Source organism: Streptomyces xanthophaeus, assembly GCF_030440515.1.
GTDB classification, from domain to species: Bacteria; Actinomycetota; Actinomycetes; order Streptomycetales; family Streptomycetaceae; genus Streptomyces; species Streptomyces kutzneri.
Genome location: NZ_CP076543.1, coordinates 6668314 through 6693096, shown reverse-complemented (window position 1 = coordinate 6693096; position 24783 = coordinate 6668314). Strand labels below are relative to the sequence as shown.

Below are 24783 nucleotides of genomic sequence, written 5' to 3'. Positions count from 1 at the left end.
GCCTGCCAGGCGGACCGTTACTGCGCGCTCAAGAAGCGTGGACGTTGGGTGACATCTGCTGCCAGATGTGACAAAACGGGCACTGGTGGGTACAACAAGGGGCGGCACGACGGGCGACGCACGACCCGGAGCGGGAATCTATACCGCCGACCGGACGTTGACCGGATGACGACGACAGCGACACCTGTCCTGTGGGCGACAAGCCCGGGAGGCACGATTCATGAGTGAGCGAGCTCTCCGCGGTACGCGCCTCGTGGTTACCAGCTACGAGACGGACCGCGGCATCGATCTGGCCCCGCGCCAGGCGGTGGAGTACGCATGCCAGAACGGACATCGATTTGAGATGCCGTTCTCGGTTGAGGCAGAAATTCCGCCGGAGTGGGAGTGCAAGGCGTGCGGCGCCATGGCACTCCTGGTGGACGGGGATGGGCCCGAAGAGAAGAAGGGCAAGCCTGCGCGAACGCACTGGGACATGCTCATGGAGCGACGCACCCGCGAGGAGCTGGAGGAAGTGCTGGCCGAAAGGCTTGCAGTCCTGCGTTCCGGCGCCATGAACATTGCCGTGCATCCGCGGGACAGCCGCAAGTCCGCCTGACAGCCGGACGGATACACAAGCCGAGGGGCCCCGCCACACAGTGTGTGGCGGGGCCCCTCGGCTTGTCCGTCTGCCGGATGGGCCGACTACTCGGCTCGCGCCCTTACGGGGTCAGCGGCGGGCGGTACGCCGCGTCCGGGCCGCCCTCTCGGCCGGGCCGGTCCTCGCGGATGACCTCACCCTGGACGACCTTGCCGTCGGGATAGTGGATGCGGGCCTGCTGGAAGGCGTCACCGAAGCTGCCGGCGGGGGCCGAGGCCATCTTCCGCTCCAGCGAACGGGCCGCCCTGCGGCCGATCCAGGCCCGGACGGGCGGCAGCAGCAGGACCAGTCCCGCCACGTCGGAGATCAGGCCGGGCAGCATCAGGAGCAGGCCCGCCAGCATCGTGAGGCCATTGCCCTGGCCGGGCTGCTGCGGAGTGGGCTGCTGCCCCTGCTGGGCCTGCTGGAAGGTGCTCGCCAGGTTCTTGAAGGCACGCCGCCCGGCCCGCTTGATGACCACCGCACCCAGGACGATGCCGCCCGCGAGCAGCGCGGCCACGGCGAGCCCGCCGGCCACGTCCGCGACCACGGTGAGCAGCCAGATCTCCAGGATCAGCCAGGCGGCGATCGCCAGGGGGAGGAACGTACGGGCGGGCGAGCGCCGCCGGGGGGCCGTGGAAATGCCGGTCGTCATAGCATCCAGTGTGCCTGGGGCCGCATAAAAGCGACCTCAGCCGGAGGTACCGGACACCCCCTAGGGGTGTCCTGCCGGTCAGGCCCGATCAGGCCCCGCTGCCCGGCTTGCCGGTCTCCGGGCCGCCGCCCTTGGCGCCGTCCTTGCCCAGCAGCTTGGAAGCCTGGGCCTTGATGCCCCACTGGGTGACCCGCCACAGCGCCTCGACCAGGATGTCCTTGCTCATCTTGCTGTCGCCGAACTCACGCTCGACGAACGTGATGGGGACCTCCACCACGCGGAAGCCCTTCTGTACGGCCCTGCGCGCCAGGTCGACCTGGAAGCAGTAGCCCGCCGAGGCCACCTCGTCGAGCCCCAGCCCCTCCAGGGTCTCCCGGCGGAAGGCCCGGTAGCCGCCGGTCACGTCCCGCATCGGGAGGTTCAGCATCAGACGCGAGTACGTCGAACCGCCGCGCGAGATGAACTCCCGGCTCTTCGGCCAGTTCACCACCCGCCCGCCCGGCACCCAGCGGGAGCCCAGGACCAGGTCCGCGCCGGCCAGCGCGGTCAGCAGGCGGGGCAGCTCCTCGGGCTGGTGGGAGCCGTCGGCGTCCATCTCGACGATCACCCCGTAGCCCTGCTCCAGGGCCCAGACGAAGCCGGCCAGGTAGGCGGCGCCCAGCCCCTCCTTGCCCTTGCGGTGCAGCACGTGGACGTGGTCGTCGCCGACCGCCAGCTCGTCGGCGAGCTTGCCGGTGCCGTCCGGGCTGTTGTCGTCCGCGACGAGAATGTGGGCCTCGGGCACGGCCGCGCGCACACGCCCGACGATCAGCCCGATGTTCTCCGCCTCGTTGTAGGTCGGAATGATCACCAAGGCCGTACCGAGCGGTCCGTAGGTCCGCTGTCCGCCGTCGCTCACTGAGTCCCCTTTTGTGCGCTTGCACGTCCTGTACGTCTGGTCGCAGAGGATGACTTTAGAACAGTGGCCGGGGCCCGCGGTCCTTCGGGCCGGTCAGACACCCGCTGGCTGCGGGCCGCCGTGACCGTTGTCTACTGGACCGCGGACCTCGACCGGGGCCACCCGCCGCCCGGCGAAACCTTCCCTCGCCCCCGAGGCGCGGGCGCGCTGCGCAGACGGAGTCGTCCGGCACGGACTTCCTGTGGTGGACCCGGCCGAACCTATCCGGGTCCGACCGCCCGTACCGAACCGAGGCCCACCGGATCACCCCTGTGGGCGTACGAATACCTCCCGCCCGCCGACGACGGTGGCGAGGCACACCGGCAGTGCGGATCCGGGGGTCAGGTCGGGCAGTCCGGGGGTACCCGAGCGGGGGTCGGTGGACCAGCGGGCGACCCGGTCGTCGGGGGCCTGGACCACCAGGTCACCCGTCTGCCAGACCGCGTAGTCGGCCGGTGCGCCGGGGACGAGGACGCCCGCGTCGTCGCGGCCCAGGGCCCGCCAGCCGCCCCGCGTGTGAGCGGTGAAGGCGGCCCGTACGGAGATCCGGTGCTCGGGGGTCCGGTGGAAGGCGGCCGCGCGGACGGTGCCCCAGGGGTCGAGCGGGGTGACCGGCGCGTCCGAGCCGAAGGCCAGCGGAACACCGGCCTTGAGCATGGCCGCGTACGGGTTGAGGGTGCGCGCCCGCCCGGCGCCGAGCCGGTCGGCGTACATGCCGTCCTCGCCGCCCCAGGCCGCGTCGAACGCGGGCTGCACGGAGGCGGTCAGCCCCAGCTCCGCGAAGGCCGCGATGGTGGCCGGGGTCATCATCTCGGCGTGCTCCACCCGGTGCCGGGCGGCGCGGACCCGGGCCAGGCCGACCTTCTCGGCGGCCGCCCGGACACCCTCGGCGACGGCGGTGATCGCGGCGTCCCCGATGGCGTGGAACCCGGCCTGGAGACCCGCCTCGGTGCAGGCGGCCACGTGCTCGGTGACGGCGTGCACGTCGAGGTACTCGGTGCCGGTGTGCGCGGCGTCCGCGTACGGGGCGTGCAGGCAGGCCGTGTGCGAGCCGAGGGCACCGTCGACGAACAGGTCTCCGGCGGCTCCGACGGCCCCGAGCTCCCCGGCCAGTTCCAGGTCCCGGTCGGCCCAGTACCCGAAGACGCGCGGCCCCGGCCGCTCGGCGGCCAGGGCGAGCAGACCGGTGAAGTCCTCGGCGGAGGAGATCTCGGGCCCGCCGCACTCATGGACGGAACCGATACCGAGAGAGGCGGCCCGGTCGAGGGCGGCCCGCTGGGCCTCGGCGCGCTGGGCGGGGGTGACGGCGGCCAGCGCGGCCCTCCGTACGGCGTGGTGGTCGTCACCGGTCAGCGGCCGGTCGCCGTCGGGCCGTACCCCCGGGACGAGGGCCAGCAGGGCCGTGGTGACCACGGCCGAGTGCACGTCGACGCGGCTGAGGTAGAGCGGGCGGCCGCCGGTGGCCTCGTCGAGCTCGGCGCGGTACGGGGCCCGGCGCTCGGGCCAGCGGGCGGCGTCCCAGCCGTGCCCGAGGAGCACCCGGTCGGCCGGGCGGCTCGCGGCGTAGGCGCGTACGAGGTCCAGTGCGGCGGGCAGGGTGCGCGCGCCGGAGAGGTCCAGCCCGGTGAGGGCCAGGCCCGCGGAGGTGGTGTGGACGTGGGCGTCGGTGAAGGCCGGCGTGACGAGCGCGCCGCCGAGGTCGACGACCTCGTCCACACCCTGCGCGAAGGCGTCGGCGGCGCCCTCGGAGCCGACCCAGGCGATGCGGCCGCGCTCGACGACCATCGCGGTGGCGAACGGGTCGGCGGGGCTGTGCACCTCGCCCCCGCGGAGGAGAACGGTCCTGGTCGGTGCTCCGGCGGCGTCGGCGGAGTGGGCGGTGCGGTCAGTCATGCCGACCAGTGTCCCGCGTCGCCCACTCCGGCCCGACCACCGGGTCCCTGCTCGGGCACGGGTCAGACGCGGGGCGGGCGCGCCTCGTAGGGAGTGGACAGGACGACCGTCGTGCGCGTCGAGACGTGGGCGAGGGCTCGCAGGCGGCCCAGGAGGTCTTCCAGCTCCAGGGGGGTGGCGACGCGCACCTTCAGGATGTAGTTCTCGTCGCCCGCGACGCTGTGGCAGGCCTCGATCTCCGGGACGCCGGCCAGCCGGTCGGCAATGTCGTCCGGGGCGCTCGGGTCGAAGGGCTTGACCGAGATGAACGCGGTCAGCGGCAGGCCGACGGCCTCCGGATCGACCACGGCCGCATAGCCGCGGATGACCCCGCGCTGCTCCAGACGTCGTACTCGCTGATGGACTGCCGACGTGGACAGTCCCGTGGCCTTGCCCAGATCCGTGTAGCTCATCCGCCCGTCCCGCACGAGCAGATCAACGATCTGGCGGTCCAGCTCCTCCATTGCGCTCATAGCCGCTCAACTTACGGCCCAAGGGCGCTCCAGGCCCAGCGCTGTCCGCCCACTGGAGGCATCTGCGGCAGGCATGTGACCAAGGCCACAGGGGTATGCAGGTGGAGGCCCGTCTGTTGTGGTTACTCGTGACGCTCGACGGGAATTGGTTGCTGTGGCCGAGGCCGAAGAACCTGCCCGCCCGGCCCACCCAAGGGGGAGTACATCCATGCTGAACACCAAGCGCGCCGGTCGCACCGAACCGGAGCCCCTGGAACTGCTCGATTCCGGGGACGGACCGTACCCGGACGACGGCGGGGACGGCGATTACCTCGACGAGATCGAGGGATTCGAGATCCACCACGCGATCTGCCCCGACTGCGGCCAGTCGATCGCCCTCGTCGCGGACGAGGAGTTCCTGCCGCAGCACGCCCTCTGCCTGACCCCGTGGAACCCCTTCGGCCTCACCGTGTGCGCGGGCACCGGCCGGCCCGCGAGCGACGCCCTGCCCACCGTCGGCATGATCCAGCCGGTGGAGGCCCAGGAGCTCGAACCCGTCGTCCTGTCGGCCCTGCCCCAGGGCCTGGACTGGCGGACGCAGCCCTTCTCGCACGTCGGCGGACCGGGCTCGCGCCCGGTCCGTGTGGTGAGCCCCGTGCTGCCGCGGCCGCAGGCGCAGACGCGGCAGCAGCACGCGCAGGCGGCCTGACGGCCGCTCCGCTCCCCTACCAGTACGTTCCCTGCACCATGGCGGCCAGGCTGGCGTGGTGCAGGATCAGGCTGTCCGGGTCCGCCGGGACCTCGACCTCCCCGAAGTGGGCCTGCCGGTAGGCGATGCGCAGCATCACGATCCCGTGGCGCAGGGCCGCGTAGAGGGTGTGGAACTCCATGTCCCGCGGGGTGTGGCCGGTGAGCTCGGCGTACCGGCGCTCCAGGTCCTCGCGGCGCAGGAAGTCCGGCAGGCCGGGCTGACCGAAGCCGACCGTGAGGTCCTGGAAGAACCGGTGCAGGTAGACGGTCCAGCCGAGGTCCACCTCGCGCGGGGCGTACGCCGCCATCTCCCAGTCCAGTACGGCCACCGGCGCAAATCCGTCGTAGATGACGTTGCCGATGCGGGCGTCACCCCAGTTGAGGACGGCGGGGCCCTCGTCCTGCGGCCACAGCTCCTCCAGGCGGGCGAACGCCCGCTCGATGAGCGGGGACGGCGCGAGCCCGCCCACCACCCAGGAGTAGTAGGCGCGTTGGGCGTCCACATGCCGGCGCAGCGGGGTGCCCTCGCCGTCGGGGAGGAGGAACTCCGCCTCCTTGGGCGGGAACTGGTCGTGCAGCCGGGCCAGCAGCGAGATGCTCGCCTCCTGGAGGGCGGCGCGCTCGGCGTCGGTGGCGGCGTGCAGCCAGTTGCCCTCGTAGGTGTAGGGCATGACATCGGGCGGGACCCGGCCCTCGGCACGGGCCATCACGAAGAACGGCGCCCCCAGCGGTCCCGGATCCTCCTCCAGCCACTGCACGCGCGGGACGGGCAGGTCCGTGTGCTGGGCGACCAGGCTCATCACGCGGTGCTGGCGCGGCATGTCGTACGTCGGGAAGACGGTGTAGGCCGCCGGGTCGGCGGCGAGCCGCAGCGCGCAGGCACGCAGCGGGGTGTCGGGGTGCTCTATGTCGAAGAGCAGGGTCTCGCTGGACATCCCGTTGGATCCGGGGACGGAGACGCCCGTGACCTGCGCGCCGGGGAGCCTGGTGTCCAGCCAGGCGGCGAGACGGCGGCCGAGCTCCTCGGGCTCCCGGGTGGAGGTGCGCGGACGTGGTGCGGTGGCCATGGTCGATCCCCTTTCCTACTGGGCTTCTGGGCCTCTTGCCGGGTTTCCTACTGGGCGACGGAGGAGTAGTCGGCGAAACCGCTCGGGTCGTGACGCCCGAAGCTGCCGTGTTCGAAGATGCCGTGGCCGATCTGCCCGTCGAGGGTGAAGCGGGCCGAGTGGTCGGTCACCCCGAAGGCGGCCATCGGGTGGGCCGCGGGGTCGGAGAGGTCGTAGACGCGGCGGTCGCTCCAGCCGCGCCCCTGCCAGGTGCCGTGCTGCCAGTCACCGGCGGGCGGGTATCCGGCGCCGACGGCGAGCGGGGAGGAGTTCAGGATCTCCACGCCCAGTTCGAGGGGCTTGCGGGAGGGGTCGGTGAGGTGGACGACCGCCCGCTCGGGGTGCCGGCTGCCGGGCCGGTAGCGGATCTCGGTGTGCGGCCAGCCGAGTTGGACGTCGTGGCGGCCGCTGCCCTCGGGGAAGACCTGCACGGCCTCGTTCAGGGTGCGGTGGCCGTCGGCGTCCTCCTGCGCGATGACCATGACGAAGCGGTCCTCGAAACGGACCGGGATCCACAGCCAGTGGAAGCCCTCGGGGCGGTACTCCTCGGCCGCGCGGCCCCCTTCCTCCCCCGGGATCGGCCGCACGCCCCAACTCCGGTCGCGGGTCCCGGTCCACTCCCCCGGCGTGAGGGTGAACTCCTCCCCCTTGGCCCGGATGGTTCCGGTCACCTGGCCGGCCTGCACGAAGCGGCGGCCTTCCAGCATGAGGCGGTCGCCGCGCCGCTGGACGTGGTGCGGCTCCCAGACGGCGGGGAACTCGGCGGTCCAGGTGATGTCGTACGAGAGCCCGTTCGGGTCTGCCGGATCGGCGGCGCAGCGCAGCGTGAGCTGCTTGAGCGGCACGTCGACGGTGATGGACAGGGGCCCCACCGAGAGGTTCATCCGGTCGTCGGTGAGGGCGTCGGAGGCCCGGACGGCGAGCAGCTCGTCGCCGACGCGGAAGGTGGCGTAGGCGTCGATGACGCCCGCGTTGGGGTAGACGCCGAGGCCGAGTATCAGGACGGCGCGGCCGGCGTGGTCGAAGACGTGGAAGATGCACCGGTCGTAGGCGTTGCGGTCACCGCTGACGACGTGCTTCATCGACAAGGGCGCCTGGTGGATGGGGTATTCGTCGAGCGCGACGGGCCGGTCGGCGGGCATGGCGAACCTCCTGGACGGACGGCTTCGGGGCAGCACGAGGGGCGGCTTCGGGGCTGCGGGGCTGCGGGGCTATGTGGACTACAGGGACACGGGGACTGCGGGGACTGCGGGGACTACGGGGACTACGGGGCGCAGCTCGGGCGGATATGACGGTACGTCAGAAACCAGCCTCGGGGCCACCCTTCTGGCACGCTCTGACAGAACGGCGCGATGCGCCGCGGGCTTGGGGTGGGGGGTGGGGGGCGAGGCGAGGCGAGGCGGGGGCTTCGGTGGGCGGGAGCCGCTCGACCGGAATCAGAGTGGCGTATGGGGGTTTCCCGTCAGTCTCATCGTCTCTCCGGTTCGGGCCGGTCCCTCAAGGGCGCTCCTTCGTCGCGTCGCTTCGCGATGGCCTTCGGCCACCCTTGACCGACCGTCCCGCCCCGGACATACGAAGACAGCCGGGAAACCCCCAAAGGAACGGGCCGGGCACTCAATGATCAGGACGGGGACATCAGAGATGCGCGAGCAGATCCCGGTGGGCGCGTTCCAGAGACGGGGCCCATCACAGACCAGCGCCCGAGTCGGGGGAAGCGCGCCAAATCGCTACGCGCTCCTCATCTCTCAGCGTCCGACGACCGCCTGGGGCTGGACATAAGCCGCCCCAGATCGCTACCCGCCCCTGCCTGACCGCGTCCGACGGCCGGTGGGCGCCCACACCTCGGCTATTCCGTCGTGGAACCGGGTCAACGCGAGCATCACCCCCAAACTCACGGATAGATGGGGGCAATTGGGGCAATCTGTCGGCCTTTCTGACCGCCCACCGGCCCTGACCCGCATCCACGACGGAATAGCCGCTGTCCCAACCCACTTCACCCCAGTAAGCCGGCAGACGCCCCCGATGACGGGCACCTGCGGGGAATGGGCGGCGTATGTCCAGCCCAGGACGGTCGTCGGACGCTGAGGGATGAGGAGCGCGTAGCGATTGGACGCGCTTCCCCCGACACGGGCGCTGATCTGTCATGGGCCCCGTCTCTCGGACGTGGCTCTTCGCGCCCGACCAGGTCGCGCTTCTCTGGCCGCCCCGTCCTCATCCTTGAACTCCCGGCCCGTTCCTTTGGGGGCTTCCCGGCAGTCTTTCGTTTCTCCGGGGCGGGACGGTCGGTCAAGGGTGGAGCGCAGCGACATCGCGAAGCGACGCGACCGAAGGGAGCGCCCTTGAGGGACCGGCCCGACACGGAGGGACGATGGGACTGACGGGAAACCCCATACGCCACTCTGATTCCGGTCGAGCGGATCCCGACTGCCGAAGCCCCCGCCGCGCTTCGTCTGATTCCACCGGCCCGGCCCCGCCCACCGAAGCCCCCGAGCCGACCCGCCCCGCCCCCGTCCAGCCGGCTCCCGCCCACCGAAGCCACGCCCCCGCCCTCTACCCGACCGGCCCCGCCAGCGTTTCCACGGGCAGAGCCGCCGAGTCGCCTTCTTTCCGGGTCAGGCTCGCCAGCTCCTCCGGCGGTTCGGCACCGTCCCGGACGGTCGCCACGTAGGCCTTCGCCTGCTGCAGGCTCAGCCGCGGGGCCTGCTTGCGCAGGTGGCTCATGGCGGCCACGAGGCCGGCCGAGTTCGCGAGCTCACGAACGGCGGCGGCCAGTGCGTCGGGCGGCCTGACGCCCTTGGTCTGCAGGAGGTACTGCTCCTCCCAGCCCTCGTCCAACCACCAGGCGGCGGGGACGTAGTGGATGCTCCCGTCGTGCCGGTCCACCAGGCAGTGGCCGCCACCCATGAGGCTGTCGCTCGCGTCACGGGTGCGGGCGTACTCCGCCGTGTCCCAGAAGGCGAGCCAGCCGACCGCGTATTCCTCCACGTGACAGACGGCCAGCTCGGGTGCCGGCCCTCTCCACGGCCACGTCAGCCGGTCCCTGGCCAGGTAGGAATCGACGAGCTCGACGGCGCGCTCCTTGGAGATCACCGTTTCATTCTTCACCACCGCCCACGGGCGGTGGCCGGACACCGGACGCCGGACGCCGACCACCCCGCCCCGCCCCGCCCCGCCCCCGGCGACACCTCGAACGGATAGCCGCACCCCGGGGGCGATTACCCGGTCCTTCGGTTCGGCGTTGGCCGGGTATGACCATGCTTCAGTCTTCAACGGGCCGAAGGCGTCGCCCGGCGGCGCCGGGTTTCGAAGAATCGGTTCAGCGTCCGCGTGAGCAGGCGCAGCAGGTGCCCGATCCGCCGATCTACCAGGATCTGCTGGCGCGGTGGGCCGATGCCGGCCGGACGCTGCCCGGCCGGCGTGACCCGGAGTGGTCGCGGCTCACGTCCTCCCCGGTCTGGCCCACCACCAGCAGCGGGCTGTACTGACCGCGGTCAGCGCGTCTCAGGGCCCGCCAGGTGGCGGGCGATGACCATACGCTGGATCTGGTTGGTGCCCTCCACGATCTGGAGCACCTTCGCCTCCCGCATCAGCCGCTCGACGGGGAAGTCCGCCGTGTAGCCGTATCCGCCGAGGACCTGCACCGCGTCCGTGGTGACGGCCATCGCCGCGTCCGTGCAGAACAGCTTGGCCATGGCCGCCTGGCGGGAGAACGGCTTGCCCGCGTCCCGCAGCCGTGCCGCCGCGAGGTAGAGCGCCCGGCCCGCCTCGATCTTGGTGGCCATGTCGGCCAGCATGAAGCGCAGCCCCTGGAAGTCCGCGATCGGGTGTCCGAACTGCTTGCGGTCCAGCGCGTACGTCAGGGCCTCGTCCAGTGCGGCCTGGGCGACGCCGATGGCGCAGGCGGCGATGCCCAGGCGCCCGGCGTCCAGCGCGGCCAGGGCGATGGTGAAGCCCTGCCCCTCCTCGCCGATGCGGCGGGCGTCGGGGACCCGTACGCCGTCGAAGTGCAGCTGGGCGGTGGGCGAGCCCTTCATGCCCATCTTCTTCTCGGGCACGGCCGCGGTCAGGCCTTCCGCGTCCCCGGGGACCAGGAAGGCCGTGATGCCCTTGGGGCCCTGGGCGCCGGTGCGCGCGAGGACGGTGTAGAAGTCGGCGACGCCGCCGTGGGTGATCCAGGCCTTGGTGCCGGTGATGATCCAGTCGTCGCCGTCGCGCACCGCCTTGGTGGAGAGCGAGGCGGCGTCGGAGCCGGCGGCCGGCTCGGAGAGGCAGTAGGCGCCCAGGAGGCCGCCGCCGAGCATCGCGGGCAGGTGGGCGCCCTGCTGCTCCTTGGTGCCGTAGCCGGCGAGGCCGTGGCAGGCCAGGGAGTGCACGCTGACGCCGAGGCCGACGGTCAGGCGGGCCGCGGCCAGCTCCTCCAGGACCTGGAGGTAGACCTCGTACGGCTGCTCACCGCCGCCGAATTCCCCGGGGTACGGAAGGCCGAGCAGGCCGGCCTCCGAAAGCAGGGTGAAGACCTCCCGCGGGAACCGGCCGGAGTCCTCCTCCTCGGCTGCCTTGGGGCGGATCTCCCGCTGCGCGATCTCGCGTACGAGGGCGAGGAGGTCCCGGGACTCCTCGGTGGGCAGCTGTCGGTCCACCGGCTGCGGGGCGCGGTCAGTCATGGCGGCGCTCTCCTCCCTGGTCGGGCACGGCGGCGACGCGTGAGGTGTGGGACGCGCCGCCGGGTCTCGGTAATCTCACAGCCGATGTTGCCCTCCCGGGTTACGGAAGGGGCTGTTCAGCGGCTGCGGCGGCTTGAGTATGCCCGATCAGGGGCTTCCCGTCACCGGGGCAAGATCACCGAGTGGATCGAGCGGCTCTTCGGGGCCGGGAGGTGCCGGACACTCCGGGACGAACTCCTCGATCACCTCCAGTGTCGCGCGCAGCTGGCGCACCAGCAGGGCCCCGAGCCCGGTGCGATCGGGCTGGCCGGGGGCGCTCAGTGCCCCGATCCAGTCCAGGGTGGTTCCTTCGACCCCGGAGAGCCAGCCCACGAGGGCGAGCCGGGCGATCGGCGGGAGGGTGCGGCGCCCGTACGCGCCTTCGGCGATGGTGGCGACGAGCTCCTCGCGGACGGCGTCGCGGATGGCAAGGACCTCGGCGTCGGAGCCGACGCCGCCGGTGACGATGGTGCGGTAGGCGGCGCGGTGGTGCTCGGCGTAGTGCAGGTAGGCGTCGATGGTGCGGCGGACGCGCTCGGCGCCGGGGAGGCCGGTGTCGCCGCCGGCCCGGGCGACGAGCTCGGCCACGGAGTCCTCGACGATGGCGAGGTAGTAGCCGCGCTTGCTGTCGAAGTAGTAGTAGATCAGCCCCTTGGCGACGCCCGCGTGTTTGGCGATGTCGTCCATGGAGAGCGCGTCGTACGCAGTGTCGGCGAACAACTTGCGCCCGATGGCTATGAGTTCGGCCCTGCGCGCCTGCGATCGGCCGGTCGTTCCACGCTGTTGACCACTATTCAAGTTCAGCCCTAGCCTCGAACCGCCACGAGACGCCCACCCTAGGGCAGACCCTGCGCGCCGAGCCCGTTTCGCATGTCTCTGCGCATCGGACGACGCGCGGGAGGCGCGGTCTCGCGGTCAGGCCCGAGGGCTCATGTTCCCGGAGCGGGAGGGGCTCAGAGCCAGCCGACCTGGGTGACGAACATGGCGACGACGACCACGAGGGTCCAGCCGAGCACGTGCTCCAGCCAGCTGGAGTCGTCCTTGGGGCCTCCGGTCCGGACGAGGTCCCGGGGCACGGCGATGGGGGCGGCGCTGTCGGCAGTCATGACGTCCAATGTGCCAGCGTTCGCGGCTTTCGCGGTAGGGACGTCGCGGGTGGCATGCATCACGCAAACCCCGACATACAGGGACAGGAACAAGGGCCGGAGGCAGAGGCCGGAACAGGGGCGGGGGCCGACCCCGGCCCACCGGCCCCGACCCACCGGCCCCGGCAGCGGACGGCCGGGCCCCGACCTCTGCGGACGGGACCCGGCGCGCTCATTCATCCGGCGCCTCCTCCGGCGCCCCGGTCAGGCGCGGGAGTCGCGGTCGCGGCTCGCCATGCCCGCCATCGCGAGGCCGAGGCACAGGGCGACACCTCCGGCGATCACATTGCTGACCACCGTTCGCGTCGTGTCCATCTCACCGGCGATGGCCCACGGGGCGATGATCGTCCACGCGCCGAGGGCGACCGCCGTCCACGCCATCGCGTGGGTGCGCTCGTAGGCGGAACCCAGACCGCTCATGCACAGGCAGAAGGCCAGGCCGGCGATCAGGTTGTTGATGGCCAGCGGGGTCAGGCCGCTGAATCCGACGATCCACGGCGAGGCGGCCAGGTACAGGCCCGTGATCAGGGCCAGTGCTTCGACGGCCTGCGCCCGCGGAGTGCTGGTCACCCGCTCGAACCGGGTGCGCATCTCGGCGAGATCGGGGTGGTGCTCGATGCTGGGATGGGTGGTCATGGCCGGCCGCCTCCTACTGAGAAGCCTTTATGTGCCATTTACCCCACTATGTTCCGCTTATCCATACCGCTTGGTCAACGGGAAATTTCGCGGCATTCTCACAGCACCCCCACCGCTCGCAGCGCCCGGAACTGCGTCCGGCTCAGGCGGGCCGGCGCGTAGAGGTAGCAGATGCCGCCGGAGCCCGTGGTGACCTTGCCGGAGACCCCCACGCGCTTGGTGCGCAGCCAGATGTTCTCCCACTCGGCCCGCTTGTAGACGCGGCGCACGGCGGGGTTGTCCCGCGAGTTGGGGTCGTTCGCGATCACGTCCCCGGCGGCGGTGAAGCCGATGACGGTCATCAGGTGGCCGGCGGTGCCGTAGCCCGCGCCCGTGAGCTCGTCGGGGCGGAAGGACTGGGAGGTGATGGCCGGGATGCCGGACCGGACCAGGGTTTCCAGGTCGGTCAGGGAGGTGAGGCGGGTGACGACTCCGGCCAGCCCGCGGTAGGTGGCGGCGTACGCGGCGTTGAAGGGCCAGTTGCCGCAGCCCTTGTAGGCGGCGTCGTAGGTGGAGCGGGCCGCGTGGCAGATCTGCGGGTCGGAGTACTTCGGGTCGACCCAGGTCAGGGCCGAGGGGGCGACCTTGCCGCCCCAGTACTCGATGATCATCTGTGAGGAGGTGGGGCTGCACCAGGCCTCGCCGCCGTTGTCGTACTGGGGGTAGCGGCCGGCGTGGATCTCCTGCGAGTAGCGCGGGACCTTCAGCTCGTGGGCCGTACGGGAGGGGGCGGAGGCCGGGACGGTGAAGCGGTCCGGGACGTCGGAGACCATGGCGCCCGCGAGCCGTACGGTGGGACCGCGCTCGGCGCCGGGCCTGCGGTGGAGGGTGAGGCGCAGCTGCCAGGCGGCGATCCGCAGGCCTGCGGTGGCGGCCGGGGCGTCGAGGGCCAGGGTGTCGGTCCAGACGGTGGACCTGCCGTCGCTCTGGCCGTCCACCGAGGTGCGGCGGATGTCCGCGTCACCGGAGGCCCAGCGGCCCATCACGTACCAGGGGGTGGCGGTGCCGTCGGTGTAGGTGCCGCGCAGTTCGATCTGGATCCAGGTCCCGGCCGGGGTGCGGGCGTTCCAGGAGGCGATGGCCTCGGTGGCCGGCACGGTGGAGCGGTGCACGGGGGAGGTCCAGGTGGCGTACTCCCAGGTGCTCTTGCGGCCGGTGTGGGGGTCGGCGTACTCGGTGCGGCCCACGGCCGTCGCGATCTCCAGGCCGGGGCGGGCGCCGCCGACGGCGGTGGTGCCCTGGTGGGTGCCGGCGAGCCAGTGGCCGTAGGAGTACCAGAAGCGGTTGTCGACGGTGCGGCCCGGGGGCCGTGGGGCGGGAGGGGTGGGAGGGGCCGCCGAGGCGCTGCCGCCGGAGACGGTGGCGGTGGTGGCCGCGGTGGCGACCGCGAGTGCGGCGACGAGTACGGCCCTGCGCGGCGTGGGTTCGGTCATCGCGTGTTCCCCCTGGGTGGGTCGGTACTTCGGCGGCTCTCGGGTGGCATCCGGCCTCACCTTTCCAGTTCCCGGCGGCGGCGGCCCGAAGCCGCGGGTCGTGTCGGGCCTGTCTACGCTGGTCGGGTGGAGTCACAGCAGTCACTTGAGTCACTCGCCCGGGAGCTCGCCGCCCTACCGCCCTCCCTCGGTCCGGTACGCCTGATCGGGATCGACGGGCACGCCGGATCCGGGAAGAGCACCTTCGCGGGGCGGCTCGCCGAGGCGCTGGGGGCGCCCGTGCTGCACCTGGACGACGTGGCCACCCACGAGGAGCTGTTCGGCTGGGAGGAGCGGCTGCGCACGCAGGTGCTGGAGCCGCTCGCCGCCGGACGGCCCGCGCGCTGGGCCCCGTACGACTGGGTGGAACGCCGGTACGGGCCGGAGCGGGTGCTGGAGCCGGCGCCGGTGCTCCTGGTCGAGGGGGTCGGAGCGGGGCGGGCGGCGCTGCGGCCGCGGCTGGCCCGGCTGCTGTGGATGGAGACACCGCGCGAGCAGTCCTGGCAGCGAGGGCGAAACCGGGACGGGCATGAACTTTCCGACTTCTGGGACGGATGGGAGCGCGCGGAGCGCGCGCACTTCTCCAACGATCCTTCGCGCCCCTTCGCCGACACCCTGGTACGCCAGAGCGGTACGGGATACGAGTGGTCTTCCGGGGCCCCTGCGACCGCAGGAACCTCCGCTTCCGTCACCGGGAGTGACGAACTCCCCCGGGCCTGAACGCCCCCGGAAATCCGCTCCGCGGGGGCCCGGCCGACCCGCTTGACCCGGGGCCCGCAGCGGCCTTACGTTCTCAATGCGAGGCCTTCACCGGCCGCCGCGGACACGAAGCCCCCGGTTGTTCCCCCGTGATCGGGGGCTTCGTTCTGCCCGCGAACCCCCTTCCCGGCGGTGTCACGCGAGGCCGATCCTCCCCGATTCTTCACCCTGAGTCACCGGACGCCCCAGGGGCGCACGCCGGAACCGGGCCCGTCGCGCCCTACGTAAGGTGCGTGACCGCAGGTACGATGCAGCCCTGATTTCATCGGCGCAGTGGGCAACTCATGTGCTCGTCACGGAGGTTGCCGCGCACCACGGGGGCAGGCTTGTGGGGGACGTGATGGATTTCGGCACGCCGGGCAGCATGCACGCCCCGGCCGAACTCGCCTGGCTGCGCGGGGTCGACGCCTGCACCATGGGCGCCTATCCGCAGGCCGAGGAGGAGTTCCGGGCGGCCGTACGGCTCGATCCCTCCATGGCTGACGCATGGCTGGGCCTGCACGCGCTGCGGGTCGACACCGGCAACGCGTTACTTCGGATGTACGCCCACCGGGACCGGTTCGGCGAGCAGCGCGCCCGGCATCGGCGGACGCTGAACTCCTGGTACTGGCTGGGCTGGTGGGTGCAGCCGGTGCTGGAGAGCCGGCGGGACCTGCTCCTCGCCCACGCCTCGCACTGGCTGGACGGCCGCCACGTGCCCGAGCTGGACCAGGCGCTGGCCGCGCTGCCGCCGGTGGACACCGACGCGCAGGTGCGGTTCCTGCACGCCTGCCGGGCCTATCTGGTCAAGGACTGGGAGCAGCTGGTCCGGCACACGGAGCCGCTGGTCGACGATCCGCTGCTGGGCATCGAGGCCGGGCTGTTCGGCGGGATGGCCCGGGTCCGGCTGGAGATGTACGGGCAGGCGGAGCCGATGCTGGCGGCGGCGCTGATGCGGTGTCGCAGCGAGCAGCCCCAGCGCAAGGAGCTGCGGTACTGGCTGGCGCGGGCGCGGGAGGGCACCGGGCGCAGTGCGGCGGCGCTGCCGCTGTACCGGGCGGTGCACCGGGTGGATCCCTCGTTCATGGACACCGCGGCCCGGCTGACGGCCATCGAGGACAGCGACGACACCGACGGGGTGGCCGATCTGGCGGGCCTGGCGGGGTACGCGGCGTACGGGGGCTACAGCGGGCACGGCCCGTCCCCGGCCGGCGGGGACTTCGCGGCGGTCGCACTGGGCGGCGGGCCCGTCCAGGACATCGCGGCGGACGGCCAGGCCGAGCCCGATCCGCTGGCTCCGCCCACTCCCCCGCCGGGACGGGTGGAGGGGGCGCGGCGCAAGGCGCCGGTGCCGCCGCAGGGCACGCCCGAAGGGCTGCCGGCCGGGCCGGCGGACCCGGCGGCGCTCGCCGAGGCGCTGGCGGAGCTGGAGCGGATGGTGGGCCTGGAGCCGGTCAAGCGGCAGGTGAAGGCGCTCTCGGCGCAGCTGCACATGGCGCGGCTGCGGGCGGGTCAGGGGCTGCCGGTGCAGCCGCCGAAGCGGCACTTCGTGTTCTCCGGCCCCTCCGGTACGGGCAAGACGACGGTGGCCCGGATCCTGGGCCGGGTCTTCTACGCGCTGGGGCTGCTCGGCGGCGACCATCTGGTGGAGGCCCAGCGGGCCGACCTCGTGGGCGAGTTCCTCGGGCAGACGGCGGTGAAGGCGAACGAGCTGATCGATTCGGCGATCGGCGGGGTGCTGTTCGTGGACGAGGCCTATTCGCTGTCGAACTCGGGCTACAGCAAGGGCGACGCGTACGGCGACGAGGCCCTGCAGGTGCTGCTGAAGCGGGCCGAGGACAACCGGGACCACCTGGTGGTGATCCTGGCGGGCTACCCGGCCGGGATGGACCGGCTGCTTGCCGCCAATCCGGGGCTGTCCTCGCGCTTCACCACCCGGGTGGACTTCCCCAGCTACCGGCCGCTGGAACTGACCGCGATCGGCGGGGTGCTGGCGGACGCGAACGGGGACCACTGGGACGAGGAGGCGCTGGAGGAGCTGCGCAGCATCAGCGCCCATGTGGTGGAGCAGGGCTGGATCGACGAGCTCGGCAACGGCCGCTTCCTGCGGACCCTGTACGAGAAGAGCTGCGCGTACCGGGACCTGCGGCTGGCGGGCTTCGCGGGTGAGCCGTCGCGGGACGACCTGGCGACGCTCCGGCTGCCGGACCTGATGCAGGCGTACGGGGAGGTCCTGTCGGGCCGCGGCCCCCAGGAGCGGCCGGAGCCCCCGGCCCTCTGAGGATGTGGGGCGCAAACGCCTCCGGGGCCCGCCATGGCGGGCCCCGGAGGCGTGCGGATCCGAGCTGTCAGTTCTTCGGCTGGCGGCCGCAGACGAACTCGAGGTTCTGGGGGGTCGTGTTGGCGCACCAGAGGCTGGGCCGCGCCGGCGGCACGAAGACGTACTCGGACAGCTTCATGTTGACCGGAGCGCAGTCCTTCCTGCCCTTGTACGGCGAGTACTTGGGGCACTTCCCGTTCGGCAGCTGCTGCAGGTGGGCGCGGAGCGCGTCCAGGCCGAGGTCCTCTACGCCCGGGTTGGTGGACGGCATGAAGCGGTTGGCCGACCAGGAGCCGCCCATGGTGGCGAACAGGGCGGTCACGCAGATCAGGCCGGCGGCCAGCTGGGACAGCAGGCGCGGGGAGATCCGGGCGGCCCGGGCCGGGGCGACCTCCTGGAGCGTGCCGCGGATCCAGCCGAAGCCGCGCTCGTAGGTGAGCATCAGGCCGAGGACGGCCAGGATGATCAGGCAGTAGAAGATGATCCAGGTGGTGCGCGGGTACAGCTGGACAGCCTGGTTGTGCGCCATGTGGGAGGCGAACCAGAAGCGCAGCAGCCAGGCGCCGGCGAGGACGAAGCCGGCGGTGCGCACCACGATGTTGCGCAGGCCGAGGCCCACGCCGATGCCCACGCCCAGGAGCAGCAGGATGCCGAAGCCGGTCTGGCCGGCCAGCTCGCCGGACACCGGGAAGTTGTGGTAGGTCTGCTCGCCGGCGCGGTCGGACGCCCAGCCCATCACGTAGGCCGGGTCGAGGTAGGTGTTGATGTAGGCGTAGCGGTCCACCGTGGAGGCGCCCAGACGGGCCAGCTGGTACAGCAGCGGCGCGCCGATGACGGCGGCGGTGACCAGCATGGCGCCGAGGAAGGTCAGCGCACGCGTGACGGCGACCCGGCCGCGGCGCCACGGGAACAGCAGCAGGCCGAGGACGAACCCGCCCGGCGCGGCCCACAGGTACCAGCCGGAGTACCAGAGGAACATGACGCCGAACACGATGCCGAAGCCGAGGCCGCGCAGCACCGCTGAGCGCGTGGTGAGCTTGTCGGCCCGGCGGATCTCGCGGAAGGCGGCGGCCAGCAGCGGCAGCAGGACGAGCATGGAGCCGTGGCTGTAGGGGCGGATCGGGTCGAGGAAGACGATCGAGGCCGGTACGGCGATGGCCATCGCCCAGAACGGACGCAGCATCAGTCGCCACGCGACGTAGGCCATCGGTCCGACCAGTGCGCTGAGGATCAGCTGCAGGTCCTTGAGGGCGTGGCCCACGTCGGCGATGCCGTTGTGGAAGGCCTTGGCCCAGAGCGCGAGGAGGGCGGGGAACAGGGGCGGGTAGACGCCCGGCAGGCCCTTGTGGCGCATCATGTCGTTGGCCATGCCCATGAGGTTGCCGGGGTCGCCCTCCTGGCCGCCCAGGCCCCACGGCGTGCCGTGCAGGGCGACCGCGATGCCACCCGCGACGATGCCGGTGGCCAGACCCGCGAGGGCGGCGCACACCAGCCGCTGCGCGACCTGGTAGTAGCGCAGCGTGCCCCGGTAGGCGAGGAACAGCAGCACCGCGAGGACGGGTATGCCGATCAGGGCCGCGTACTGCTGGACCTTGGCGAGGCCGCTGACCTGACCGATCCGGGTGACGGGGTTGACGCTGATGTGCGTGCAGAGCAGCATGAACCCGAGAGCGACGACGACACTGACCACGACCTCCCCCAGCGGGAGGAACCAGCGCTTCTGCGTCCAGCGGTCGAAGCGGCCGCCCGGCCGGGCCGTCGACTTCCCGTCGGACGGGGTGCCTTCGGCGCCGTCCGGCGTGCTGGAGGGGGCGCCGATGATGTTCGGTGCCAAATCCGTCATGTCACATCGCTTCCGTGAAGCGGCACTCTGCCGCAGGTCGGGCCGGCTCGACGGGGCGAGCGAGGTCAGCGGGCGGCGGCCGGGACACCCGGTCGACACGCGTCCCCGGCATGCCGACGGGACTCCACGCCGGACACGCTAGCAAACCGGCATCATGCCCCTTCCGGCCTACTGGCCGAACAGGAGCGCGATCGATCGCGAGGCGGCCGACGTACGGTGACCAGGCCCCGCGTCAACCCGGGGGTACCACAGCCGGAGCCGGACCGGGAAACCAGAAGATCCCCAGGGCCGTAGTGTTCCGTGCCGCGACCCGTGAAGTCCAACTCGAGTACCCGAACCGACGATCCGGCCAGCAAGACGGCCGGGACCCGGTCGCGGTTCACCGGGACGCGCACGAACCGGCTCCGAGTGACCTACTTCACACCCGGCTCCGTCCCGTCGCCTTCGCCCAAGACGTCCGGACCCGCACGCTCCGCCCCCGGATCCTCACGGGCCCGGGGACGGAGCGGCCGACGGCTAGCTGCGGGCGAACGCCCCGCGGTGGGCCGGGTCGCGGACCTCGCCGACGAGCATTTCGAGGACGTCCTCCAGGGCGACCAGGCCGAGGACCCGGCCCCCCGGGTCCGCGACCTGCGCGAGGTGCGTGGCGTCCCGGCGCATGACGCTGAGGGCGTCGTCCAGCGGGACGGTGGCGCACAGCGTGGTCATCCGGCGCCAGACCCGCTGCGGGACGGCCCGCTCCCGGTCCTCCAGGTCCAGTACGTCCTTGACGTGCAGGTAGCCCATGAAGGCGCCGCTGTCGGCACGGACGGGGAAACGGGAGTAACCGGTGCGCACGGTCAGCTGCTCGATCTGCCGCGGGGTCACCGCCGGGCCGACCGTGACCAGCCGGTCCGGACCGAGGAGGACGTCGGTGACGGGGCGGCTGCCCAGTTCCAGCGCGTCCTCGAGCCGCTCCTGCTCGACCGGCTCCAGGAGCCCGGCCTGCCGGGAGTCCTTGAGGAGCCGGCCCAGCTGGGCGGAGGTGTAGACGGCCTCGACCTCGTCCTTGGGCTCCACCTTGAAGAGCCGCAGGACGAGCTTGGCGCAGGCGCCGAGCGCGGTCGTGACCGGCCCGCACAGGCGGGCGAAGGCGACCAGGCCGGGACTGAACCACAGGGCGGTCTTCTCCGGGGCGGCCATGGCCAGGTTCTTCGGCACCATCTCGCCGATCACCAGGTGCAGGAAGACCACGGCAGTGAGCGCGAACGCGTAACCGAGGGGGTGGATCAGGCCCTGCGGTACGTGGACGGCATGGAAGACGGGCTCCAGCAGCCGGGCCACGGTGGGCTCGGCGACCGCACCGAGGGTGAGCGAGCAGATCGTGATGCCGAACTGCGCCGCGGCCATCATGCGGGGCAGGTTCTCCAGGCCGTGGAGCACCTGGCGGGCCCGCTTGGAGTCGGCCGCGAGGGGCTCGATCTGGCTGCGCCGTACGGAGACGAGCGCGAACTCGGCGCCGACGAAGAAACCGTTGGCGAGGACCAGCAGCAGGGCGAAGAGGAGCTGGAGCGCGTTCATCGGGCGGCGCCTTCCAGCTCGGCCTGCTTGGGTTCGAGCACGGCCGCGCCGTCGGCCGCGGACGCGGGCCGGTACGCGCCGGCCGCGGGCACCGCCGCCAGCCGGACCAGCCGGACCCGCTCGGCGCGGTTGCGGCCGACCCGGCGGACGGACAGCTTCCAGCCGGGGAGTTCCGCGCGGTCCCCGGGGGCGGGGATCCGGCCGAGCAGGTCGGCGACGAGGCCGGCGACGGTCTCGTACGGGCCTTCGGGCACTTCCAGTCCTATGCGGCGCAGGGTCTGCACCCGGCAGCTGCCATCGGCATCCCAGGAGGGGCGGCCGTCCTCGGCCGGTACGGCGGCCAGTTCGGGGGTCTCGTCCTCGGCGAAGTCGTGCTCGTCGCGGACCTCGCCGACGAGTTCCTCCACGATGTCCTCCAGGGTGACGACGCCGGCGGTGCCGCCGTACTCGTCGACGACCACGGCCATCGGCTGCTCGCTGCGCAGCCGCTCCAGCAACGGCTGCACCGGCAGGGAGCCGGGCACCAGCAGCGGGGCGACGCAGATCCGGCTCACGCTCGTGCGGTCGCGCTCCGACTCGGGCACGGCGAGGGCGTCCTTGAGGTGGACGACGCCGGTGATCTCGTCGATGCGGTCGCGGTAGACCGGGAAGCGGGACAGGCCCGTGGCGCGGGTCAGGTTGAGCACGTCGGCCGCGGTGGCCGTGTGCATCAGGGCGCTGACCTTCACCCGGGGGGTCATGACGTGCTGGGCCGTCAGCTCGCCCAGCGAGAGGGTGCGGACGAAGAGGTCGGCGGTGTCCTGTTCGAGGGCGCCGGCCTGGGCCGAATGGCGGACCAGGGAGAGCAGCTCGCCGGGGGTCCGGGCGGAGGCCATCTCCTCGGTCGGTTCCACGCCGAGCGCCCGCACGAGGCGGTTGGCCACGGCGTTGAGACCGGCGATGACCGGGCGGAAGGCGCGGGAGAAGGCGTGCTGGGGGCCGGCGACGAAGCGGGCCACCTGCAGCGGCCTGGAGACCGCCCAGTTCTTCGGGACGAGCTCGCCGACGACCATCTGGACGGCGGAGGCGAGCAGCATGCCGATGACGACGGCGACGCCGGGGACGGCTCCCTTCGGCAGGCCGGTCGCCGCGAGCGGCCCGGCCAGCAGTGCGGCGAGGGCGGGCTCGGCGAGCATGCCGACCACGAGGGAGGTGATGGTGATGCCGAGCTGGGTGCCGGAGAGCTGGAAGGACAGCTCCCGTAGGGCCTTGACCACCGTGCGGGCACGGCGGTCTCCGTCGGCTGCGGCGCGTTCGGCCTCGGCTCGCTCCACGGTGACGAGGCCGAACTCGGCGGCGACGAAGAAACCGTTGGCGAGGATGAGGGCGAAGGCCGCCGCGAGCAGAAGTAGCGGGATGGTCATGCCGCCGCCTCCGAGGGGAGGGCGGCGCGGGTACTACCGGACGATCCGTCCATTGCTGGAGGGAGTCACTCCTCAAGTCGCAGGTGCCCACGGGCCACGAGGTCCCGGGGCCGATGGGAGGGCGCACAGCTGCGCCCCGCCACCAGGGTAGTCATTGAGATCCCGGCCGCAACGGTACGCAGCCGTGGGGATCGGCCGACTCAGTGGTCGCCGGTGCCCGTTCCGTGGGTTTCGGCCAGGGCGCGCAGGGCGCGGGCGTCGCCGATCGCCTGCTGCTTGGCGATGCCCGGCTGGATGCCGAGGGCGGGCAGGCTGGTGCCGTCGCTGAGGTCGAGGAACACCCACGGGTCGCCCGGGCGGAGGTTGACCCGCAGGATCTGGGCCCACTCCAGGCGGCGGGTGTTGGTCAGGTTGACGACCGTGACGCCGGTCTCGTCCGCGACCACCTTGGGGCGGCTGAGCAGGACGAGTACGGAGCTCAGCAGGACGGCGGTGAAGACGAAGCTGATCCGCTCGCCCGGGCTGAGGTTCTCCAGCAGCAGGGCGATCGCCGTGATGGTGGCGAACATGGCGAGGCCGACGCCCAGCAGGACGACCCGGGTGCGGGTCGGCCGGAAGGTGACCGGCAGGGTGGGTGGGGCGGGCTGGGCGGCGGACTCGGCCATGGTGGTGCCTTCTGGAGGTGGCGTGCGGGGCGGGCGGTCGGCGTGCCGGGGTGCGGCACGCCGGTCATCCCGGGGCCTAGAGGCGGCAGGCGTGGATCGAGGTGGTGAGGATCGCGCGCGCGCCGAGCTCGTACAGGTCGTCCATGATCCGCTGCGCTTCCTTGGCGGGGACCATCGCGCGGACGGCGACCCAGCCCTCGTTGTGCAGCGGGGAGACGGTCGGCGACTCCAGGCCGGGGGTGAGGGCGACCGCGCGCTCCAGGTGCTCGGCGCGGCAGTCGTAGTCCATCATCACGTAGCTGCGGGCCACCAGGACGCCCTGCAGACGGCGCAGGAACTGCTGGACCTGCGGGTCGTCGGCGTCGGCGCCGTTGCCGCGGATGACGACGGCCTCGGAGGTGAGGATCGGCTCACCGATGACCTCCAGGCCGGCGTTGCGCAGGCTGGTGCCGGTCTCGACGACGTCCGCGATGATCTGGGCGACGCCGAGCTGGATGGCGGTCTCGACCGCGCCGTCGAGGTGCACGACGGAGGCGTCGATGCCCTTCTCGGCGAGGTGCTTGGCGACGATTCCCTCGTACGAGGTCGCGATCGTCATCCCGCTGAAGTCCTCGGGACCGTTCGCCGTGCCGGGGGTGGTGGCGTAGCGGAAGGTGGAGCGGCCGAAGTTCAGCGGCAGGATCTCCTCGGCGCTGGCACCGGAGTCGAGCAGCAGGTCGCGGCCGGTGATGCCGATGTCGAGCTTGCCCGAGGAGACGTAGATCGCGATGTCCTTGGGGCGGAGGTAGAAGAACTCCACCTCGTTCTCGGGGTCGACGACCACGAGCTCCTTGGACTCCTTGCGCATCCGGTAGCCGGCCTCATGGAGCATCGCCGACGCCGGTCCGGAGAGTGAACCCTTGTTGGGGACGGCGATGCGCAGCATGGGGCTTCCTTTGGTGCGTGGATTACGGGATTACGGGCGGGTGTGCGTGCCGGACTCAGAGGTGGGCGTAGACGTCGTCGAGGGAGATCCCGCGCGCCACCATCATCACCTGGACGTGGTAGAGCAGCTGGGAGATCTCCTCGGCGGCGGCTTCCTTGCCCTCGTACTCGGCGGCCATCCAGACCTCGGCGGCCTCCTCGACGACCTTCTTGCCGATGGCATGGACGCCCTTGTGGACGAGCTCGGCGGTGCGGGAGGTGCTGGGGTCGCCTTCGGCGGCCTTGCGCTGGAGCTCGGTGAAGAGCTCCTCGAAGGTCTTGGGGGTCTTGTCAGCCATGATGGTCCTCAGAATACGGGGTTCCCCGTCGCCACTCAGCGCCAGGGTTCGCTGACGGTGCGCAGGGTCATGGCGGTGGAGACGGCGGCGGTGACCGCTTCGTGCCCCTTGTCCTCGTTCGACCCCTCGAGCCCGGCGCGGTCCAGCGCCTGCTCGTCGTTGTCGCAGGTCAGTACTCCGAAGCCGACGGGGACTCCGGTGTCGATCGACACCTGTACCAGGCCCTGGGTGACGCCCTGGCAGACGTAGTCGAAGTGCGGGGTGCCGCCGCGGATGACCACTCCGAGGGCGACGATGGCATCGTAACCGCGACCGGCCAGTACCTTCGCCACGACCGGGAGCTCGAAGCTGCCGGGGACCCGGAGCAGGGTGGGCTCGTCGATGCCCAGCTCGTGCAGGGCCCGCAGGGCTCCGTCGACCAGTCCGTCCATGACCTTCTCGTGCCACTGGGCCGCGATCACGGCGACTCGGAGGTCTCCGCAGTTCTTCACGCTCAGTTCGGGTGCGCCCTTGCCGCTCACAGCTCTGCTCCTCGGTGGTTCGTGGTGG

24 protein-coding genes are annotated in these 24783 nt (G+C 72.0%); 5 read left to right on the top strand and 19 right to left on the bottom strand.

All coding sequences use genetic code 11. From position 1 onward, the window contains the following. The first annotated feature begins 220 nt into the window (after positions 1-220). The gene (locus KO717_RS29960) at positions 221-595 is read left to right on the top strand and encodes an RNA polymerase-binding protein RbpA (RefSeq protein ID WP_007262928.1); all 375 of its coding nucleotides are present in this window, start codon (positions 221-223) and stop codon (positions 593-595) included. A 103-nt stretch (positions 596-698) separates the two neighbouring features. On the opposite strand, the gene fxsA is transcribed toward KO717_RS29960, so the two are convergent. From fxsA to KO717_RS29940, 4 genes are all read right to left on the bottom strand, one after another. After that, entirely contained in the window at positions 699-1271 is a 573-nt protein-coding gene (gene fxsA, locus KO717_RS29955; RefSeq protein WP_301372479.1) for an FxsA family membrane protein, read from the bottom strand. 88 nt (positions 1272-1359) lie between these two features. Continuing rightward, entirely contained in the window at positions 1360-2169 is an 810-nt protein-coding gene (locus KO717_RS29950) for a polyprenol monophosphomannose synthase (RefSeq protein ID WP_301372478.1), read from the bottom strand. Between the two features lie 303 nt (positions 2170-2472). After that, complete coding sequence (locus tag KO717_RS29945) at positions 2473-4101, bottom strand: amidohydrolase (RefSeq protein WP_301372476.1); 1629 nt, start codon at positions 4099-4101, stop codon at positions 2473-2475. A gap of 62 nt (positions 4102-4163) precedes the next feature. After that, positions 4164-4604 (bottom strand): Lrp/AsnC family transcriptional regulator, encoded by a 441-nt coding sequence (locus tag KO717_RS29940; RefSeq protein WP_030011705.1) that lies wholly within the window; start codon positions 4602-4604, stop codon positions 4164-4166. A gap of 217 nt (positions 4605-4821) precedes the next feature. Between KO717_RS29940 and KO717_RS29935 the strand changes: the two genes are divergently transcribed. Further along, a complete protein-coding gene (locus KO717_RS29935; RefSeq protein WP_301372475.1) occupies positions 4822-5301 on the top strand; it encodes a hypothetical protein in 480 nt (159 codons plus the stop codon). Positions 5302-5317: 16 nt separating this feature from the next. On the opposite strand, the gene KO717_RS29930 is transcribed toward KO717_RS29935, so the two are convergent. The 3 genes from KO717_RS29930 to KO717_RS29920 all read right to left on the bottom strand — a co-directional run bounded on the left by KO717_RS29930 (position 5318) and on the right by KO717_RS29920 (position 9538). Then, entirely contained in the window at positions 5318-6409 is a 1092-nt protein-coding gene (locus tag KO717_RS29930) for a phosphotransferase family protein (RefSeq protein ID WP_301372473.1), read from the bottom strand. A gap of 47 nt (positions 6410-6456) precedes the next feature. After that, positions 6457-7590 carry a hypothetical protein gene (locus tag KO717_RS29925; protein WP_301372472.1) on the bottom strand — a complete coding sequence of 378 codons (1134 nt, stop codon included), beginning with the start codon at positions 7588-7590 and terminating at the stop codon, positions 6457-6459. 1408 nt (positions 7591-8998) lie between these two features. Next, positions 8999-9538: a YrhB domain-containing protein gene (locus KO717_RS29920; RefSeq protein WP_301372471.1), complete on the bottom strand. Its 540-nt coding sequence runs from the start codon at positions 9536-9538 to the stop codon at positions 8999-9001. 254 nt (positions 9539-9792) lie between these two features. Here KO717_RS29920 and KO717_RS29915 point away from each other — a divergent pair, with 254 nt between their 5' ends. After that, entirely contained in the window at positions 9793-9933 is a 141-nt protein-coding gene (locus KO717_RS29915) for a hypothetical protein (RefSeq protein WP_301372470.1), read from the top strand. A 6-nt stretch (positions 9934-9939) separates the two neighbouring features. Here KO717_RS29915 and KO717_RS29910 read toward each other — a convergent pair whose 3' ends face one another. The 5 genes from KO717_RS29910 to KO717_RS29890 all read right to left on the bottom strand — a co-directional run bounded on the left by KO717_RS29910 (position 9940) and on the right by KO717_RS29890 (position 14404). Beyond that, complete coding sequence (locus KO717_RS29910) at positions 9940-11112, bottom strand: acyl-CoA dehydrogenase (protein WP_301372469.1); 1173 nt, start codon at positions 11110-11112, stop codon at positions 9940-9942. A 147-nt stretch (positions 11113-11259) separates the two neighbouring features. Beyond that, complete coding sequence (locus KO717_RS29905; RefSeq protein ID WP_301372468.1) at positions 11260-11949, bottom strand: TetR/AcrR family transcriptional regulator; 690 nt, start codon at positions 11947-11949, stop codon at positions 11260-11262. Between the two features lie 155 nt (positions 11950-12104). Continuing rightward, positions 12105-12257 (bottom strand): SCO1431 family membrane protein, encoded by a 153-nt coding sequence (locus KO717_RS29900; protein WP_301372466.1) that lies wholly within the window; start codon positions 12255-12257, stop codon positions 12105-12107. 243 nt (positions 12258-12500) lie between these two features. After that, on the bottom strand, positions 12501-12932 hold the full coding sequence (locus KO717_RS29895; RefSeq protein ID WP_301372465.1) for an SPW repeat protein: 432 nt from the start codon (positions 12930-12932) through the stop codon (positions 12501-12503). Between the two features lie 98 nt (positions 12933-13030). After that, positions 13031-14404 carry a peptidase C39 family protein gene (locus tag KO717_RS29890; protein ID WP_301372464.1) on the bottom strand — a complete coding sequence of 458 codons (1374 nt, stop codon included), beginning with the start codon at positions 14402-14404 and terminating at the stop codon, positions 13031-13033. 126 nt (positions 14405-14530) lie between these two features. Here KO717_RS29890 and KO717_RS29885 point away from each other — a divergent pair, with 126 nt between their 5' ends. Continuing rightward, on the top strand, positions 14531-15163 hold the full coding sequence (locus tag KO717_RS29885; RefSeq protein ID WP_301372462.1) for a uridine kinase family protein: 633 nt from the start codon (positions 14531-14533) through the stop codon (positions 15161-15163). Positions 15164-15542: 379 nt separating this feature from the next. Then, a complete protein-coding gene (locus KO717_RS29880; RefSeq protein WP_301372461.1) occupies positions 15543-17462 on the top strand; it encodes an AAA family ATPase in 1920 nt (639 codons plus the stop codon). Positions 17463-17529: 67 nt separating this feature from the next. Here KO717_RS29880 and KO717_RS29875 read toward each other — a convergent pair whose 3' ends face one another. The 7 genes from KO717_RS29875 to ribH all read right to left on the bottom strand — a co-directional run bounded on the left by KO717_RS29875 (position 17530) and on the right by ribH (position 24755). Next, positions 17530-19344, bottom strand: a complete 1815-nt coding sequence (locus KO717_RS29875; protein WP_301372460.1) for a hypothetical protein — start codon at positions 19342-19344, stop codon at positions 17530-17532. 516 nt (positions 19345-19860) lie between these two features. Further along, a complete protein-coding gene (locus tag KO717_RS29870) occupies positions 19861-20904 on the bottom strand; it encodes a hemolysin family protein (protein ID WP_301372459.1) in 1044 nt (347 codons plus the stop codon). Then, positions 20901-22307 (bottom strand): hemolysin family protein, encoded by a 1407-nt coding sequence (locus KO717_RS29865; protein ID WP_301372458.1) that lies wholly within the window; start codon positions 22305-22307, stop codon positions 20901-20903. The genes KO717_RS29870 and KO717_RS29865 overlap by 4 nt, the downstream gene beginning before the upstream one ends. A 200-nt stretch (positions 22308-22507) precedes the next feature. Beyond that, a complete protein-coding gene (locus KO717_RS29860) occupies positions 22508-22972 on the bottom strand; it encodes a PH domain-containing protein (RefSeq protein WP_301372456.1) in 465 nt (154 codons plus the stop codon). 76 nt (positions 22973-23048) lie between these two features. Further along, positions 23049-23897 (bottom strand): ATP phosphoribosyltransferase, encoded by an 849-nt coding sequence (gene hisG, locus KO717_RS29855; RefSeq protein WP_301372455.1) that lies wholly within the window; start codon positions 23895-23897, stop codon positions 23049-23051. Between the two features lie 55 nt (positions 23898-23952). Beyond that, positions 23953-24234, bottom strand: coding sequence for a phosphoribosyl-ATP diphosphatase (locus KO717_RS29850; RefSeq protein WP_030774590.1), 282 nt, complete (start codon positions 24232-24234; stop codon positions 23953-23955). Between the two features lie 35 nt (positions 24235-24269). After that, on the bottom strand, positions 24270-24755 hold the full coding sequence (gene ribH / locus KO717_RS29845) for a 6,7-dimethyl-8-ribityllumazine synthase (RefSeq protein WP_007262951.1): 486 nt from the start codon (positions 24753-24755) through the stop codon (positions 24270-24272). Positions 24756-24783: the final 28 nt, after the last annotated feature.

Bases quoted from the DNA above. Each gene is read 5' to 3' on its own strand.
- fxsA (WP_301372479.1), bottom strand. From the start codon at position 1,271: ATGACGACCGGCATTTCCACGGCCCCCCGGCGGCGCTCGCCCGCCCGT.
- KO717_RS29910 (WP_301372469.1), bottom strand. From the start codon at position 11,112: ATGACTGACCGCGCCCCGCAGCCGGTGGACCGACAGCTGCCCACCGAG.
- KO717_RS29865 (WP_301372458.1), bottom strand. From the start codon at position 22,307: ATGACCATCCCGCTACTTCTGCTCGCGGCGGCCTTCGCCCTCATCCTC.
- KO717_RS29935 (WP_301372475.1), top strand. From the start codon at position 4,822: ATGCTGAACACCAAGCGCGCCGGTCGCACCGAACCGGAGCCCCTGGAA.
- KO717_RS29945 (WP_301372476.1), bottom strand. From the start codon at position 4,101: ATGACTGACCGCACCGCCCACTCCGCCGACGCCGCCGGAGCACCGACC.
- KO717_RS29960 (WP_007262928.1), top strand. From the start codon at position 221: ATGAGTGAGCGAGCTCTCCGCGGTACGCGCCTCGTGGTTACCAGCTAC.
- KO717_RS29870 (WP_301372459.1), bottom strand. From the start codon at position 20,904: ATGAACGCGCTCCAGCTCCTCTTCGCCCTGCTGCTGGTCCTCGCCAAC.
- KO717_RS29880 (WP_301372461.1), top strand. From the start codon at position 15,543: ATGGATTTCGGCACGCCGGGCAGCATGCACGCCCCGGCCGAACTCGCC.
- KO717_RS29895 (WP_301372465.1), bottom strand. From the start codon at position 12,932: ATGACCACCCATCCCAGCATCGAGCACCACCCCGATCTCGCCGAGATG.
- KO717_RS29890 (WP_301372464.1), bottom strand. From the start codon at position 14,404: ATGACCGAACCCACGCCGCGCAGGGCCGTACTCGTCGCCGCACTCGCG.
- KO717_RS29850 (WP_030774590.1), bottom strand. From the start codon at position 24,234: ATGGCTGACAAGACCCCCAAGACCTTCGAGGAGCTCTTCACCGAGCTC.
- KO717_RS29875 (WP_301372460.1), bottom strand. From the start codon at position 19,344: ATGACGGATTTGGCACCGAACATCATCGGCGCCCCCTCCAGCACGCCG.
- KO717_RS29940 (WP_030011705.1), bottom strand. From the start codon at position 4,604: ATGGAGGAGCTGGACCGCCAGATCGTTGATCTGCTCGTGCGGGACGGG.
- hisG (WP_301372455.1), bottom strand. From the start codon at position 23,897: ATGCTGCGCATCGCCGTCCCCAACAAGGGTTCACTCTCCGGACCGGCG.
- KO717_RS29900 (WP_301372466.1), bottom strand. From the start codon at position 12,257: ATGACTGCCGACAGCGCCGCCCCCATCGCCGTGCCCCGGGACCTCGTC.
- KO717_RS29925 (WP_301372472.1), bottom strand. From the start codon at position 7,590: ATGCCCGCCGACCGGCCCGTCGCGCTCGACGAATACCCCATCCACCAG.
- KO717_RS29860 (WP_301372456.1), bottom strand. From the start codon at position 22,972: ATGGCCGAGTCCGCCGCCCAGCCCGCCCCACCCACCCTGCCGGTCACC.
- KO717_RS29930 (WP_301372473.1), bottom strand. From the start codon at position 6,409: ATGGCCACCGCACCACGTCCGCGCACCTCCACCCGGGAGCCCGAGGAG.